Source organism: Enterobacter sp. MGH 38, assembly GCF_000492855.1.
In the GTDB taxonomy this organism is placed as follows: domain Bacteria; phylum Pseudomonadota; class Gammaproteobacteria; order Enterobacterales; family Enterobacteriaceae; genus Enterobacter; species Enterobacter hormaechei_C.
Window position 1 is genome coordinate 270,087 of record NZ_KI535607.1, and the last position, 15,792, is coordinate 285,878.

10 protein-coding genes and 2 tRNA genes are annotated in these 15,792 nt (G+C 56.7%); 5 read left to right on the top strand and 7 right to left on the bottom strand.

Annotated elements, in window-relative coordinates; all coding sequences use genetic code 11:
* Positions 1-37: 37 nt before the first annotated feature.
* The gene (locus L384_RS19595) at positions 38-265 is read right to left on the bottom strand and encodes a YgdI/YgdR family lipoprotein (protein ID WP_003862759.1); all 228 of its coding nucleotides are present in this window, start codon (positions 263-265) and stop codon (positions 38-40) included.
* Positions 266-456: 191 nt separating this feature from the next.
* On the opposite strand from L384_RS19595, the gene csdA reads away from it, so the two are divergent.
* Positions 457-1,662 (top strand): cysteine desulfurase CsdA, encoded by a 1,206-nt coding sequence (gene csdA, locus L384_RS19590; RefSeq protein ID WP_023323690.1) that lies wholly within the window; start codon positions 457-459, stop codon positions 1,660-1,662.
* Entirely contained in the window at positions 1,662-2,108 is a 447-nt protein-coding gene (gene csdE / locus L384_RS19585) for a cysteine desulfurase sulfur acceptor subunit CsdE (RefSeq protein ID WP_003862762.1), read from the top strand. The genes csdA and csdE overlap by 1 nt, the downstream gene beginning before the upstream one ends.
* Here csdE and tcdA read toward each other — a convergent pair.
* Positions 2,099-2,905: a tRNA cyclic N6-threonylcarbamoyladenosine(37) synthase TcdA gene (tcdA, locus tag L384_RS19580; protein ID WP_023323691.1), complete on the bottom strand. Its 807-nt coding sequence runs from the start codon at positions 2,903-2,905 to the stop codon at positions 2,099-2,101. The two genes, csdE and tcdA, sit on opposite strands and share 10 nt — an antisense overlap.
* A 75-nt stretch (positions 2,906-2,980) precedes the next feature.
* Positions 2,981-4,078, bottom strand: coding sequence for a murein transglycosylase A (mltA, locus tag L384_RS19575; RefSeq protein WP_003862765.1), 1,098 nt, complete (start codon positions 4,076-4,078; stop codon positions 2,981-2,983).
* 208 nt (positions 4,079-4,286) lie between these two features.
* Here mltA and L384_RS19570 point away from each other — a divergent pair.
* Both L384_RS19570 and L384_RS19565 read left to right on the top strand, forming a co-directional pair.
* Positions 4,287-4,363, top strand: a tRNA-Met gene (locus L384_RS19570).
* A 171-nt stretch (positions 4,364-4,534) separates the two neighbouring features.
* A tRNA-Met gene (locus L384_RS19565) sits at positions 4,535-4,611 on the top strand.
* Between the two features lie 89 nt (positions 4,612-4,700).
* Here the strand turns inward: L384_RS19565 and amiC are convergent.
* Positions 4,701-5,954 (bottom strand): N-acetylmuramoyl-L-alanine amidase AmiC, encoded by a 1,254-nt coding sequence (gene amiC, locus L384_RS19560; RefSeq protein WP_003862766.1) that lies wholly within the window; start codon positions 5,952-5,954, stop codon positions 4,701-4,703.
* Between the two features lie 227 nt (positions 5,955-6,181).
* Between amiC and argA the strand changes: the two genes are divergently transcribed.
* Entirely contained in the window at positions 6,182-7,513 is a 1,332-nt protein-coding gene (argA, locus tag L384_RS19555; RefSeq protein WP_003862767.1) for an amino-acid N-acetyltransferase, read from the top strand.
* Positions 7,514-7,546: 33 nt separating this feature from the next.
* Here argA and recD read toward each other — a convergent pair whose 3' ends face one another.
* From recD to ptrA, 3 genes are read right to left on the bottom strand one after another with little or no spacing between them, the layout of a single operon-like run.
* Complete coding sequence (gene recD / locus L384_RS19550) at positions 7,547-9,367, bottom strand: exodeoxyribonuclease V subunit alpha (RefSeq protein ID WP_023323692.1); 1,821 nt, start codon at positions 9,365-9,367, stop codon at positions 7,547-7,549.
* Positions 9,364-12,906 carry an exodeoxyribonuclease V subunit beta gene (recB, locus tag L384_RS19545; protein WP_023323693.1) on the bottom strand — a complete coding sequence of 1,181 codons (3,543 nt, stop codon included), beginning with the start codon at positions 12,904-12,906 and terminating at the stop codon, positions 9,364-9,366. Before recB ends, recD begins: the two co-directional genes overlap by 4 nt.
* A complete protein-coding gene (gene ptrA / locus L384_RS19540) occupies positions 12,903-15,785 on the bottom strand; it encodes a pitrilysin (RefSeq protein ID WP_023323694.1) in 2,883 nt (960 codons plus the stop codon). The genes recB and ptrA overlap by 4 nt, the downstream gene beginning before the upstream one ends.
* Between the last annotated feature and the right edge of the window lie 7 nt (positions 15,786-15,792).

Sequence of the window (15,792 nt, forward strand, 5' to 3'; positions counted from 1 at the left end):
GCCAACTTGCGGTGCTTTTTTTTCGCTTATCTAACTGTTAATGCTCGATTTCCTTCATCTCTTTCACGTCAGTGCGATTGATCTGCTGTTTGTTCCCGTTAGCATCTTTGTATGAAATCATCCCGGTATCATTATCGGTTGTCGGTTTCCCTTCAGAGACGATAGATCGACCATCGTTGGTATGCATTACGTAGTTATTTCCAGAACAGGCGCTCAGGGCAAAGGTCAACGCACAGGCAGAAATGATTGCAGCTGTCTTTTTCATGATTATCTCCTTTAGCAATTAATGCTATTCAAACCTCGATTTATAACAGGCTAAAACATCCGCCTAACACTATTTAGCATAACCTGCTTTTTCAGACTCGCCAGGATAAGCAGACAAATCTGATAGATATCAACTTCCTTGCCCTGCCGATGAATTTGCGCGACGATCGTAGAATCGATATGAGGAATTCCATGAACGCTTTCAGTCCTGCGCAGTTTCGCGCACAGTTTCCCGCGCTGGCCGATGCCGGCATTTATCTTGATAGCGCTGCCACGGCCCTTAAACCGCAGGCGGTGATTGAGGCAACCCGCCAGTTTTACAGCCTGAGCGCCGGGAACGTGCACCGCAGCCAGTATGCCGACGCGCAGCGCTTAACGGCGCAATACGAAGCCGCACGGGATCAGGTCGCGCGCCTGATCAATGCTGACAGCGGTAAGAACATCGTCTGGACGCGGGGCACCACCGAGGCCATTAACATGGTGGCGCAATGTTACGCGCGTCCGCTGTTGCAGCCCGGGGATGAGATTATCGTCAGCGAGGCGGAACACCACGCCAACCTGGTGCCCTGGCTAATGGTGGCCGAACAAACCGGGGCACAGGTTGTAAAGCTCCCGTTGGGTGCGGACTTCCTGCCTGACGTGGCGCGTCTGTCTGAGCTGATTACGCCGCGCAGCCGTATTCTGGCGCTGGGGCAGATGTCCAACGTCACCGGCGGCTGTCCGGATCTGGCGCGTGCCATTGAGATTGCCCATGCCAGCGGCGTGGTGGTGATGGTCGACGGTGCGCAGGGTGTGGTGCATTTTCCGGCTGATGTGCAGGCGCTGGATATCGACTTCTATGCCTTCTCAGGGCACAAATTGTACGGGCCAACCGGTATCGGCGCGCTGTACGGCAAACCTGAACTGCTGGCCCGGATGACGCCGTGGCTCGGCGGCGGCAAGATGATTACCGAAGTCACCTTCGACGGTTTTAAAACGCAGGATGTGCCCTACCGCCTGGAAGCCGGTACACCGAACGTGGCCGGGGTTATTGGCCTGAGCGCGGCGCTCGAATGGCTCACAGAAACGGACGTGGTTCAGGCTGAAAGCTGGAGCCGGGGTCTGGCGACGCTGGCGGAAGAAGAACTGAAAAAACGTCCGGGTTTTCGCTCGTTCCGCGTGCAGGACTCCAGCCTGCTCGCCTTTGATTTCGCGGGCGTGCACCATAGCGACATGGTAACGCTACTTGCCGGATACGGCATTGCCCTGCGTGCCGGACAGCACTGCGCCCAGCCGCTGCTGGCGGCTATTGGCGTGAGCGGTACTCTGCGCGCCTCGTTTGCACCGTACAATACAAAAAGTGACGTCGATGCGCTGGTTTCCGCCGTCGACCGCGCCCTGGAATTACTGGTGGATTAATGACAAGTTCAGCTTTAGCCGGACACCCGTTCGGCACCGTTATTACTGAAGAGACGTTAAAACAGACCTTTGTCCCGCTCACGCAGTGGGAAGATAAATATCGTCAGCTGATCCTGCTGGGCAAACAGTTGCCTGCACTGTCAGACGAGCTGAAATTACAGGCGAAGGAGATCGCAGGCTGCGAGAACCGCGTCTGGCTTGGGTTTAGCGTATCCGGTGAGAAACTGCATTTCTTCGGCGACAGCGAGGGACGCATTGTTCGCGGTCTGCTGGCGGTGCTGTTGACCGCAATCGAAGGGAAAAGCGCCGCAGAGCTGCTGGCGCATTCTCCGCTGGCGCTGTTTGATGAGCTGGGACTTCGCGCGCAGCTTAGCGCCTCGCGCGGTCAGGGACTGATTGCGCTAAACGACGCGGTGCTGGATGCCGCCCGTCAGGCTCAGGCCTGACGTTCCGCCTTCGCCATCATCTTCTTCAGGGCGTGAGAGACCGCCACAAAGCCGAAGGAGGCGGTCACCATGGTGGCCGCTCCAAACCCAGAGGCACAATCCATCCGCTTTGGCCCTTCCGCCGTGCTTTTCATCGCACAAACTGAACCATCCGCCTGCGGGTAGACCAGCGCTTCGGTGGAGAACACGCAGTCGACGCCCAGCTTGCCCTTGCTGTTCTTCACCACATTGAAGTCGCTCTTCAGGCGTTCACGCAGCTTGGCAGCCAGCGGATCCTGAATGGTTTTCGCCAGATCCGCCACCTGGATCTGCGTCGGATCGATTTGCCCGCCCGCGCCGCCGGTCGTGACCAGCGGCACCTTGTAACGACGACAGTAAGCGATCAGCGCCGCTTTTGGCCGCACGCTGTCGATGGCGTCAATCACATAGCTGTAGCCTCTGCTCATGTACCCCGCGACGTTATCTGCCGTCACAAAGTCGTCGATCACCGTCACCCGGCACTCCGGGTTGATGAGACGAATACGCTCCGCCATCACCTCGGACTTCGCCAGACCGACGTTATCACGCAGGGCGTGGATCTGACGGTTAGTGTTAGTCACGCAGACATCATCCATATCAATCAACGTAATTGCGCCAATGCCGGTTCTTGCCAGCGCTTCTGCCGCCCACGAACCCACGCCACCAATGCCCACCACGCAGACATGCGCATCCGCGAACAGTTGCAGGGCTTTTTCACCATATAACCGTGCCGTGCCGCCGAAACGCTGGCGCCAGGCATCGCTGATTACCACAGACATAAAACCTCAGATGTAAAAAGGGTGAGGTATTCCTCACCCTGAACCGTAATCCGTCTTGCGCTCAGAATACCACAATCAGCCGCTGAATACGTTTCCGGTACCCGGCGCTGTCTTCAGCACCCACACGCGTCCGTAGTGGTTATACCAGCCTGCACGATGGCCGGCATCCGGGCCGATGCCCTGATAAATGTCGAAGTGCTGGCCTTTAATCGCCCCACCCACGTCCAGCGCCACCATCAGGCGTAATTCATACTTGCCGTTGAATTTGCCGTTGTTGTCGAGGAGTGGAACTTCCGCCAGCAGAGTGGTACCCGCCGGAATAATCGAACGATCCGATGCCACAGAAGCGCGGCCAATCAGCGGGACGGCGCTCGCCCCTTTCACCGGCGCAAAGTTCTGCGGTTTGAAGAAAACAAACGATGGGTTCTGCTCAAGCAGCTCACGCACTTCCGCTTCGCTGTGCTTTTCGCCCCATTCGCGGATAGCCTGCATCGACATATCTTCTCGTTTCACTTCGCCACGGTCGATCAGCACCTTACCGATGCTGCGATAGGCATGGCCATTTTTACCGGCATAGCTAAAGAAGTTCAGCGGCGAGCCGTCGCCAAAATCAATATAGCCGCTGCCCTGCACGTCCATAATGAAGTTGTCCATCAGCGAGTTGCTGTAGGCCAGAACATAATTTTCGCTCAGCGCGCCGGCGTAGATCTCGGCGCGGGACGGCAGACGACCGCGTTTCGGCGGCATACGGTAAATGGGATACTGGAACTCGCCCTGGCGCGTGTGTCGCGCCTGGACAACCGGGGTGTAGTAACCGGTAAACTGGACGTTACCGTAGTTATCCGCCCCCTCCATCTGCCAGGCATCGATACCAAACTGGCGCATATTGCGGGTATCACCGCCTGCACGCAGCCAGTCCTGCACGGCACTATAAACGTTGTTCTGTGCGCCATACAGGCGCGGCGACGCTTTGCGGATCTGGTACACCTGCTCGGAGAAATCCCCGGCATTGATTGGAGCACCCACGGCATCGGGCTGGTTAACTAAAGAGAAAGGCTGGGATAATTTCCCGTCTTTATACTGTTGACCGCGATCGGTCGGTTTGGAAGAGCAGGCCGCAAGAATCGCCACCATTGCGCCTGTCATCAGATACTTCGCCCAACGTCCTTTCATTATATCTCGTCTTTTAGTTGCCCAATTCCGCGAGATGAAGATAACAAACCCACCGTGTTAATGAAATGCAATCGCCTTCCCTTTGGCAAATTCTGCACAAAAAATAGTCCAAAGTGGCTTTTGCCGTTCATTTTGCATACAAAATAATGAATTATGTGAAAAAGGGGTTGCATCACAAACCTATCCGAGTATAGTGCGCTTCCACGGACGCGGGGTGGAGCAGCCTGGTAGCTCGTCGGGCTCATAACCCGAAGGTCGTCGGTTCAAATCCGGCCCCCGCAACCAATTAAAATTTGATGAAGTATCTTCTACGACTGTAGAAGTTTTTGCGAAGTAGTTCGAATCACAGCAAGGCGACGACGCAGTGAATCCTTAGGAGCTTACTCCAGTAAGTGACTGAGGTGAACGAGGAAAGTCAACGCAGATGTGGTTTGAAATACGAAGCAAAAAGACGGACGCGGGGTGGAGCAGCCTGGTAGCTCGTCGGGCTCATAACCCGAAGGTCGTCGGTTCAAATCCGGCCCCCGCAACCAACACTTCTTAAAACAATAAACACCCTGAAGGGTGTTTTTTTGTATCTGGCGTTTGTGAAAATGCCGGGCATGATACCCGGCTTAATGCCCTACCCCCGCCGCGCCAGCGTTTCCCCGTCTGAGAAGTAGGCCCGAATCCCCGCCAGAATCGACTCCGCCACTTCCTGCTGGAATTTAGCCGTCTTGAGCTTACGTTCCTCTTCCACGTTACTGATAAACGCGGTTTCGACCAGAATGGAAGGAATATCCGGCGCTTTCAGTACCGCAAATCCGGCCTGCTCGACGCTGTTTTTGTGCAGCTTGTTGACCCGGCCCAGTTTGCCCAGCACCGCTTTACCAAACTTCAGGCTGTCGGTAATAGTCAGCGACTGCACCATATCAAACATCGTATGGTCGACGTAACGGTCGCCACTTTTGCTCACACCACCGATTAAATCCGAGGCGTTCTGCGTGTCCGCCAGGTATCTCGCCGCGGTGCTGGTCGCCCCTTTTGTTGACAGGGCAAACACTGAGGATCCGCTCGGCTGGCGGCTGGTGAAGGCATCCGCATGAATAGAGACAAACAGATCCGCGCGCTGCTTTTGCGCTTTTGCCACGCGGACCTTCAGCGGAATAAAGACATCTTCGTTGCGCGTCATATAGGCGCGCATATTGCCCTCTTTGTCGATCAACGCCTTCAGACGACGGGCAATTTGCAGCACCACATCTTTTTCGCGGGTGCGATATTTCCCGACGGCGCCGGAATCTTCTCCGCCGTGGCCAGGATCGAGCATGATCACAATCGGGCGATCGCGCCCCGCCTTGCCAGGCTTTGGACCACTTTGCGCTGGCGGAACCTGGCTGTCGAGATCGCCTTTGTTGTAATCCTCAAGTAATGCCAGGAGCGGATCCTGAATATCCGTCGCATTCGCCGGATAGAGATCCATCACCAGACGCTCCTTAAAAGCGGCAACAGGCGCAAGGGCAAAGAGCTGCGGTTTCACGTTCTGCTTCAGCTCAAACACCATGCGCACGGTTTGCGGATCGAACTGCCCGACGCGCGCCGATTTGATAAACGGATCGTCGCCACGGATTTGTGCTGCCATGCCTTTAAGCACGGAGTTGAGGTTCACACCTTCGAGATCAACCACCACACGTTCAGGATTGCTGAGGGCAAATTGCTTGTATTTCAGCACGCGATTGGACTCGACCGTCACGCGCGTATAGGTCGACGACGGCCAGACGCGCACCGCGACTACCTGGCTTGTGGCGGCAAGACCCACCTGGCTGACGCTAAGCAACCACATCGCCCCGGCCCCTTTTAACAGGCGGCGGCGGCTTATTGCTGAATTGGATCCCGACATGCTTCTCCCGAGCAAGAAATCTGATTGATGAACAAAACGCCCAAATTGACCGAAAACTTTAACGAATGACGCATAAACTGTCATCTATAAAAGGGTAAACAATCATAGGTTAACGCACGGATTACTTATTATTTTCTGTGGGTCGCAGAAAATTTAGGCTTGCACACGCGGCCACGATCGAATAAAAATACATAAATTACGAATAAACATTCACTAAGGGTTGTGTCATGGTTAAGGAACGCAGAACCGAACTGGTCCAGGGATTCCGCCATTCTGTTCCCTATATCAACACCCATCGGGGAAAAACGTTTGTCATCATGCTTGGCGGCGAAGCCATTGAGCATGAAAACTTTTCCAGCATCGTCAATGATATCGGCCTGCTGCACAGCCTCGGCATCCGTCTGGTGGTGGTGTATGGCGCACGTCCGCAAATCGAAGCCAACCTGGCCGCCCATCACCATGAGCCGATCTACCACAAACACACGCGCGTGACGGATGCGAAAACCCTCGAACTGGTCAAACAGGCGGCGGGTCTGTTGCAGCTCGATATCACCGCCCGCCTGTCGATGAGCCTGAATAATACGCCGTTGCAGGGCGCGCACATTAACGTGGTGAGCGGCAACTTTATCATCGCTCAGCCGCTCGGCGTGGACGATGGCGTGGATTACTGCCACAGCGGCCGCATCCGCCGTATTGATGAAGACGCCATTCACCGCCAGTTAGACAATGGCGCGATCGTCCTGATGGGGCCCGTTGCCGTCTCCGTAACGGGTGAAAGTTTTAATCTGACCTCAGAAGAGATTGCCACCCAGCTGGCCATCAAGCTGAAAGCGGAAAAAATGATCGGCTTTTGCTCCTCGCAGGGTGTCGTGAACGATGAGGGCGTGATTGTGCCAGAACTTTTTCCGAATGAAGCCCAGGCGCGCGTGGAAGCGCTGGAAGCAGAAGGCGATTACTATTCCGGTACCGTGCGTTTTCTACGCGGCGCCGTTAAAGCGTGCCGCAGCGGGGTGCGCCGCAGCCACCTGATCAGCTATCAGGAAGACGGTGCGCTGTTGCAGGAACTGTTCTCCCGGGACGGGATCGGTACGCAGATCGTCATGGAGAGCGCCGAGCAGATCCGCCGTGCCACCATCAACGATATCGGCGGCATCCTGGAGCTGATCCGTCCGCTGGAACAACAGGGCATTCTGGTTCGCCGCTCCCGGGAGCAGCTGGAGATGGAGATCGACAAGTTCACCATCATTCAGCGCGATAACCTGACCATTGCCTGTGCGGCGCTTTATCCGTTCCCGGAAGAGCAGATTGGCGAAATGGCGTGCGTTGCCGTGCACCCGGATTACCGTAGCTCCTCGCGGGGGGAACTGCTGCTTGAACGCGTGGCGGCACAGGCGCGCCAGATGGGTCTGAGCAAGCTGTTCGTGCTCACCACGCGCAGCATTCACTGGTTCCAGGAGCGCGGCTTCACGCCGGTGGATATTGATTCCCTGCCGGAAAGTAAGAAAGAGATGTACAACTACCAGCGCCGCTCGAAGGTGTTAATGGCGGACCTGGGATAACAGTCACCCTCTCCTGTTGGAGAGGGCGTTCACTCAGACAGATTCAAATATCGCGCTTAATCCGCTTCTGCGCTCGGTACGGGTGGCAATAGCCTGGCTCAACACGCGCTCATCCGCATATAGCGACAGGCGCTGGCGCGCACGGGTAATGGCGGTGTAGACCAGTTCGCGGGTCACTACCGGCGACAGCTGTGTCGGCAGGATCAGCGCCGCATGGTTGAACTCGGAGCCCTGAGATTTATGTACCGTCATCGCCCATGCCGTTTCATGCTCTGGCAGGCGGCTGGGCTGGACGGACTTCACGCTACCGTCCGGTAGCTGGAACCAGACGCGCAGACCGTTACCGCGATCGAGCGCAATGCCGATATCCCCGTTGAACAGCCCCAGCGCACTATCGTTGCGGGAGATCATCACTGGCCGGCCTTCATACCATCGCGAATGCAGCTGACGGTTAATTTTGCGTTTCTGCACCAGCAACTGCTCCAGCCTGTCGTTCAGGCCCGTGACGCCAAACGGCCCTTCCCGCAATGCGCACAGAAGCTGGTATTCGCCAAATGCGGCGATGACCTGTCCGGGCTGACTGCGCTGCTGCACGCAGCTCAGAAAATGCTGGTATCCCTGGAGAGCCTCCTCAAGCATAGCCTGATACTCTTCCCCGCTTTGCAGCGATTTCTTTTCAATGTCAGTGAAGGTACCGTCAAACACCGTGCGCGTGGCGTGCCTGTCGCCACGGTTGACCGCCGCAGCCAGCTGGCCGATGCCGGAGTCGCTACCGAAACGGTAGCTTTTTTGCAGCAGGCACAGGCTGTCACGCAGTGCGCCCGCGATCGGCGTGTGATCGGGTTCAAGCGAGCAGCCGGTCAGACGGGCGAGCTCCTGCGCCCGCGCGGCGGTATAACCGTAACTGGCGTAGGTACAGATATCTCCCAGCACCGCCCCGGCTTCTACAGAGGCGAGCTGGTCGCGATCGCCCAGGAAAACCACCCGCGCATGGGGTGGCAGAGCATCAATCAGGCGCGACATCATGGTCAGGTCGATCATGGAGGCTTCATCCACCACCAGCACGTCCAGATGCAGCGGATTACCCGCATGGTAGCGCAGCCGCTGGCTACCCGGCTGCGCGCCGAGCAGACGGTGCAGAGTACTTGCTTCACCCGGGAAAAGCGCAAGCTGCTCCTGAGTGAGCGGCAGCTGTTGCATCGCGCCGCCCAGTGATTCGGTCAGACGCGCCGCAGCCTTCCCGGTGGGCGCCGCCAGACGAATACGGCATCGCTGCTCTCCTGAAAGCTGTATCAGGGCTGCCAGCAGCTTTGCGACGGTCGTTGTTTTCCCCGTTCCCGGGCCGCCGGATATCACCGAGATCCGCCGCGTCAGGGCGACGGCCGCCGCCACTTTCTGCCAGTCTGTGTCCTCACCGGAGTCAAACAGCCTGTCCAGCGTCTGGCGAAGCTGTGCTTCGTCGCAGGGAAGCGGCGCATTGGTCTCACTAAAGAAACGCGCTACCGTCAGTTCATTTCGCCACAGGCGGTTCAGGTATAAGCGCTCCCCCGTCAGGATCAGCGGTGCCTGGTTGTCTCCCGGCCCAACGGCTGACGATTCCCGCAAGATTTTCTGCCAGTCCACCTTATCTCCCAGCAGCGCAAAGCAGGACTGGAGGACAGGCGGCATTTTCTCGTCAACCACCAGACGCGAGAGCGGCAGACACACATGCCCCTCTCCGGCATCTTTACTCAACAGGGCAGCGGCAAGCATCACGGCGGGCTGGTCAGCGGCAATCATCATGGCAAACTGCACGTCCAGCTGACGCAGCACGCGTTGCTCTACCGCATCCAGCAATAAGTCCTGCATCGTCATGCCATCTCCTCCGTGTTTGCTGCAAACAGGTTATCCATTTTATTAATCAATTCCGCATCCGGACGAGTGCTGAAGATCCCGGAGCGCGGATCGGCAGCGTCAACCCCGCGCAGAAACAGGTAGATGACGCCGCCAAAATGATCGTCGTAGCGGTAATCCGCAATACGGTGGCGCAAATAGCGGTGCAGCGCCAGGGTATAGAGCTGATATTGCAGATCGTAGCGATGCATTTGCATGGCGGCCGCCATCGCCTGCTGGGTATAGGCTGCGCTGTTCTCGCCCAGCCAGTTTGATTTGTAATCCAGCAGGTAGTACCGTCCTTCGTGACGGAAGACCAGGTCGATAAACCCTTTCAGCATGCCCTGCACCTGACGGAAGTTCAGCGGCGGGCAACCGGCTGACAGCGGATCGTACTGACGGATAAGCGCATCGAGCGCGTCGGCCTTAAGCAGGCCTGCGACGGGCAGATAAAACTCCATCTCAACCTGCTTATTTTTGGCCGTTAACTGGCGAAGAGAGAAGCCCTGCGCCGTCAGCGGCGCTTGCAAAATGGCGTTGATCCAGTCAGTGAGAACGGGCTGCCAGTGCGCGTCATAGCCTCCGCTCTGCAACATCTTCAGCACCCACTCCTCACTGACAGGCTGGGTGAAATCAAGCTCTTCAAAAAGGCTGTGCAAAAAGGTGCCCGGCGACGCGCCGCGTGGGAACTGATGCGGAGTTAACGTCGGTTCAACCGGAACATCGCCTACCCCTGCGGCATCCACGTCCAGCTTCGGCATGAGATCCTGCGCAATACTTTGCCCTTGCTGTTGCAGGCCAGAATAGCTGGTGACGCGCCAGTCGTCGGCAAGCACCCGTGTGATCTGGCGCGCGTTAAGATCGGTCACGGGCTCTTGCGCCATTTCCCAGCGGCTGTTGTCTGGCAGAGAAGGGATATGCAGGGCGATATCGTCTCCGCAAAGCGACTCAATACAGAGGCGCAACCCCGCCGCATCTTTTGGCTCACCACGCTGAATAAGCCGCCCTAAGGCGCTTAAATGGAAATCGCTCTCCCCTGTTTTTTCCCCGCGACGGCGGAAAACCGGCGCGACGCCCAGGCTGCAATGCCAGACAGAACGGGTCAGCGCCACGTAAAGCAGGCGCAAATCCTCCGCCAGACGCTCCGCTTCCGCCAGCTCAACGCTGGTTTCCGCCTTGCTGAGATCGAGCACCGCATCGAAAGTCTCGCGGTCATGATAATAGGCCTGATCCTGAACGCGGTAGTTGGCGATAAAGGGCAGCCAGACCAGCGGATACTCGAGACCTTTCGATTTGTGAATGGTGACGATTTGCACCAGATGCTTATCGCTCTCAAGACGCATCTGCTGGCTTGAGGCGTTACTGTTTGGATCCGCGATTTGCTGCGCCAGCCAGCGCACGAGGGCATGTTCACTTTCAAGCTGGGTGCCGGCTTCCTGCAACAGTTCGCTGATGTGTAAAATATCGGTAAGACGCCTTTCACCGCCGGATGACGCCAGCATATTTTCGGCAATCTGACGCCGCGTCATCAATTCGCGCAGCATCGCCATGACGCCGCGTTTTTGCCAGCGTTCACGGTAATGGACAAACTCTTCAACCACCGCATCCCATGCGTTTTCGTCATGGTTGAGCTCATCAATATCGCGCGCGTTCAACCCCAGCATAGAGCTGGCCAGCGCGCTTCGAAGCGTATTTTCGCGCTCCGGCGCCAGTACCGCCTGAAGCAGCCAGAGCATTTCCTGGGCTTCCAGCGTGTCGAACACGCTGTCACGGTTAGAGAGATACACTGACGGAATATCCAGCAATGTTAGCGCATCGCGGATTAACGCCGCTTCCTGACGACTGCGCACCAGCACGGTAATATCAGAGGCTTTAACAGGATTTGCCTGTTCCCCCTTCCACAGCAGCGCCTCGCCGCGGTTGCCTGCGCTCAGCCAGTCACGGATTTGCGCGGCGCAGTGCTGGGCCATCGCCGCCTGATAATCAGCAACGCCATAGCCTTCCCCTTCAAGCAGCCAGAAGGTCATGGCGGGCTGCTCCGCGCCACTGACTTCGAAGCGCAGGGATGCGTTTTTTGGGGCGGATTTCACCGGCAGAAAAGGGATTTCCTTGAACATGAACGCCGTCTCCATACGGCTGAACAGCGCATTGACGCTCTCAACCATCCCCGGAGCGGAACGCCAGTTGGTGTCTAACGTGTAATGCGCGACAACTTCACTACGGGCTTTCATATAGGTGAAGATATCTGCCCCACGGAAGGCGTAAATCGCCTGTTTAGGGTCGCCAATCAACAACAGGGCAGTGTCGGGCTGCTGTCGCCAGATGCGGCGAAAAATGCGGTACTGCTGGGGGTCGGTGTCCTGAAATTCGTCAATCATCGCCACCGGAAAACGGGTACGGATCGCGCTGGCGAGCGCTTCACCATTCTCGCTGGACAGGGCTTCGTCCAGGCGGCTCAGCATGTCATCAAACCCCAGCTCGCCCCGGCGACGTTTTTCGCGCGCGACGGCCTGGCGGATCTCCGTCATGGCGCGGGTGATCATCAGGTCATTGAGCGTTAATGGCTCCGCAAGCAGCGCTTCAATCGCCACAAACAGGGGATGCTCAGGCACAATACCGTCGGCTTTGGTTCGCTCGGTCAAAAAGCGTTGCGAAAATTTTTCCAGTGCGTCCGGAAGCTGGTAACCCCGCGTCTCCTCCTGGGCCCAGGCGCTGATCTTTTCGATCCACTTCCCCTGGTTCCCACGGTTGAACTTGCGTCTGTCGATGCCTGAGTTTTCGATGATTGCATCAATTTCACCGACCGACTCATTCCACTTCTGCTTAAGCGCGGCAATTTTGGCGACGATCTTTTCATGGCGCGAGGCCAGCGTTTCATCGGCAGGCGGAGGAGATTTAATGACCGGCGCCTCGCCTTGCAGGTAACGGTCGATGGCGCGAAGAAGCTCTTCCGGACCTTTCCACAGGGCGTGAACCGCTTCGGCAATGTCGCGCTGCAACGGATAACAGTGTCGACGCCAGAAATCCGCACAGGCCTGATAGCGAAGCTCGGATTCATCTTCAATAAGCTGCTGCTCAAAGAGCATGCCGGATTCAAACGCATTCAGGCTCAGCATGCGCTGACAAAAACCGTGAATGGTGAAGACGGACGCTTCATCCATTTGCCGTTCGGCCAGCAGCAGCCATTGCGCAGCCTGTTGCTTATCCGCAATCTCGTCCAGCAGGCTCGCGTAGAGGGGGTTATCCGTCGTCTGACGCAGACAGGCGATGCGCAGCTCATGAATGTTGCTGCGAATACGGCCACGCAGCTCGGCAGTGGCCGCTTCGGTGAAGGTTACCACCAGCAGCTCTTCCACGCTTAACGGGCGCGAAAAAGCGGCGTTGCCGCCGAGCCCCAACAGCAGACGCAGATATAGCGCGGCGATGGTATAGGTTTTTCCCGTTCCCGCTGAGGCTTCAATCAGTCGCTCACCCTGTAGAGGTAAACTTAGGGGATCAAGCGGCTCAGCGGTATGGGTCATTCTTTCTTACTCCAGGGCATTGTTTGTTGCAGCGCGCTGACGCTCTTCCAGACGGTCCACTCTTTTGATTTTACGTAGTCCGTTTTCCCGTTCTGGCTGCCAGAAACCTGAGACAGGATGGCCATACCCTGCGGTTTTACTACCGCCTGATGGAAGAAATCGGCAACCTTTTGTGGCGTCAGCTGTTTTATTTCGGCCACTATTTTATCACGCGAATCAAATTTCATATTACCGCGATCAAAATCTTTGCTCAGCTGCGAGGCCTCTTCACCCAGCGTCTGCGGCGGTTGCATCACCTGGGCGATAACCGCCTGCTGGATTTGGGCAAACTCTTCCGGCTTCATGGCGCGCAGTTTTGCTTCCGCCTGCGGGAAGAACGCCTGATAACGCTGCCACAGGTAAGCGGGTTGCTTGTCACTGCTTTGCAGAAGGAAGCCCAGCCCCCACTGACGGCCCACATTCATGGAGAAAGCGAACACCGCATAGCCCAGCTGCTCTTCGGTGCGCAGCTGGTTGTAAAACCACGGCTGAATAATTTGACCAAGCACAGCACTCTGGGCAGAGCTGGTAAATTCGTCATAACCGACAGGGACAAACACCGCGGCCAGCGCGGAATCCGTGCTGCTTCCCGCTTTTTCGAAGATCACGTTCTGCTTTTTCTCTACCAGCACATCCTGGTTACGGCACCACTCATCGCCTTTTGAACCCAGTTGCGCACGGACGTTTTGCGCCAGCGTTTTAGCCTGATCTTCGCTCATATTCCCTACAACCAGGAACTCCGGACGGGTATTGGTTTTCAGCGCATCACGGTAAGCCAGCACCTCTTTTAAGGTGACTGAGGGCAATATCGCGCGGCGATCTTCGCGCTGGAAGTACGGAATTTGCGACAGCATCTGTGCTGGCATAATCGCCTGATCGTAGGCTTTACCCTTCTCGGCAGAATCCATCATCTGGGCATACCAGGACTTAGCCTGCTCGAGCTGTTCTTCCGTAGGCGTATAGCTGAAATAACCGTCCAGCAGCGCCTGGAACAGCTGCGGCAAACGCTGGGTATAGCCGTTGGCATTCACCATCAGGCCGTTATTGGCGTTGGTGGAGAAACTGATACCACCAACGGCAGCCTGGTTGCTGAGCTGATCGAGGGCAATACCGGCCAGATAATCATTAAGCGCAAACAGCACCTGGTTTCTGGCGCTGTCCATTGCTTTGGGGTTACGCAGCACCACGCTGACATCCGCTTTTGGCTCGTCGGCGAAATAGCGGCTTGGGGTGTAGACCACGCGCAGCGTCGGCTCATCAACAATCAGCTCCGGGTGCGGATACGCCTTTGCGGGTTTGATCAGCGAGAAATCGTCCGGGATGTAGGGGTTAAGCTCCGGTAACTTCAGCGCAATTTCCCCCGCCTTTTTCTGCCAGCCCGCGAAGGTCTGTTCGCTGATTTTTTCAACCTGATACGGGGCATCAACGAAGTAGGCCATTTTGTTATGCGGTTCGTTCGGGCTGATATACCAGACGCGGGCATTCTGCGGAGTCATCATCGCCAGACGCGCTTTGAGCGCTCCGGCGTCAAACTGGTCGGCAATATTTACCGCATCCAGCGTATGTTCCACCGGCACGCGGATCATGGTATCTGCCAGCCACTCAACGTAGTCCATATCACGCGTGATAGAGGGATAGCGGAAATCGAGATCCAGCACATGCGCCAGCTCGTCAAAGTAGCGTTTATCGACGCCTTTGTCGCGCAGCAGAGAGAGATAACTGAAAATGGCCGCAACGACGTCGTTCCGGTGAGCCAGCCCTTTATCGGTCAGCGTCGCGGAGATGGCCAGCACGCCGCTATTCCCATTTACAACGGGATCGGAGTCAGCGCGAATACCTTCCACCAGCCCCTGCTTTTGCAGCCAGTCGGAGAGCGTACCCGGGCTGCGGTTGCCGATAAGATACGTCACCAGCTCGTCGGTTTTGCTGCGGAACTGCGCCGTGTTGTTATCAATACGGAATTCAACGCGTAACACCTTGCGCGGCAAGGCCGGCACATAGTGAATAACAATGCCTTTTTGCGCGTCCGTGACAACTGGCACGTTAATCTGCGGCAGATCGATATTTTTATTTGGCACCCTGCCGTAGGTCTGCGCGGCCATGTTTGCCAGCGTCGGCAACGGTTTATTGCTGTAGATAACCGCTTTCATCAGATTGGCGGAATAGTATTTTTCACGAAACGCATGCAGCGCATCGAGCACCGGGCTACCTGGCTTGTCGCTCAGCGTTTCAAGGTTGCCGCCTGAGAAGCGCGAACCCGGGTGCGCCGGATTGATGGTTTCAGCACTAACCTGCGCCATGCGCATACCGTCTCGCGTGCGCGCCATCGTCAGTTCGGCGTTCACGGCATTACGTTCACGGTCAGCGTATTTTTTATCCAGCAGCGGTGCGGCGATGGCATCCGCCAGACGATCCACCGCCCCATCAAGCGCATCATTTTCCACTTCCAGGTAAAACGCGGTGCGATACGGCGCGGTACTAGCGTTGTGGCTGCCGCCATGCATTTTCAGAAATTCGGACAGGCTGTCAGGCTGTGGGTATTTTTTAGATCCCATCAGCGTCATGTGCTCAAGGTAGTGCGCCAGTCCCGGATGGGCGTCAGGATCTTCCAGCGAACCCACCGGCACAACCAGCGCGGAGAGCGATTTCACCGCCTGAGGATCGGAAACCAGCAGTACGGTCATCCCGTTATCAAGACGAATCGCCTGATACTGACGGGTGTCCTTATCGCTCTTACGGATTGTTTCCTTGACAGGTAGCCAACCGGAATCGGCCTGTGTGACGGGAGCCCAAAGGGCGATAAACAAAACAAACGCTTTGAACAAGGTGCTGCCTGGCATTACGACC

Bases quoted from the DNA above. Each gene is read 5' to 3' on its own strand.
- L384_RS19595 (WP_003862759.1), bottom strand. From the start codon at position 265: ATGAAAAAGACAGCTGCAATCATTTCTGCCTGTGCGTTGACCTTTGCC.
- csdA (WP_023323690.1), top strand. From the start codon at position 457: ATGAACGCTTTCAGTCCTGCGCAGTTTCGCGCACAGTTTCCCGCGCTG.
- csdE (WP_003862762.1), top strand. From the start codon at position 1,662: ATGACAAGTTCAGCTTTAGCCGGACACCCGTTCGGCACCGTTATTACT.
- tcdA (WP_023323691.1), bottom strand. From the start codon at position 2,905: ATGTCTGTGGTAATCAGCGATGCCTGGCGCCAGCGTTTCGGCGGCACG.
- mltA (WP_003862765.1), bottom strand. From the start codon at position 4,078: ATGAAAGGACGTTGGGCGAAGTATCTGATGACAGGCGCAATGGTGGCG.
- amiC (WP_003862766.1), bottom strand. From the start codon at position 5,954: ATGTCGGGATCCAATTCAGCAATAAGCCGCCGCCGCCTGTTAAAAGGG.
- argA (WP_003862767.1), top strand. From the start codon at position 6,182: ATGGTTAAGGAACGCAGAACCGAACTGGTCCAGGGATTCCGCCATTCT.
- recD (WP_023323692.1), bottom strand. From the start codon at position 9,367: ATGACGATGCAGGACTTATTGCTGGATGCGGTAGAGCAACGCGTGCTG.
- recB (WP_023323693.1), bottom strand. From the start codon at position 12,906: ATGACCCATACCGCTGAGCCGCTTGATCCCCTAAGTTTACCTCTACAG.
- ptrA (WP_023323694.1), bottom strand. From the start codon at position 15,785: ATGCCAGGCAGCACCTTGTTCAAAGCGTTTGTTTTGTTTATCGCCCTT.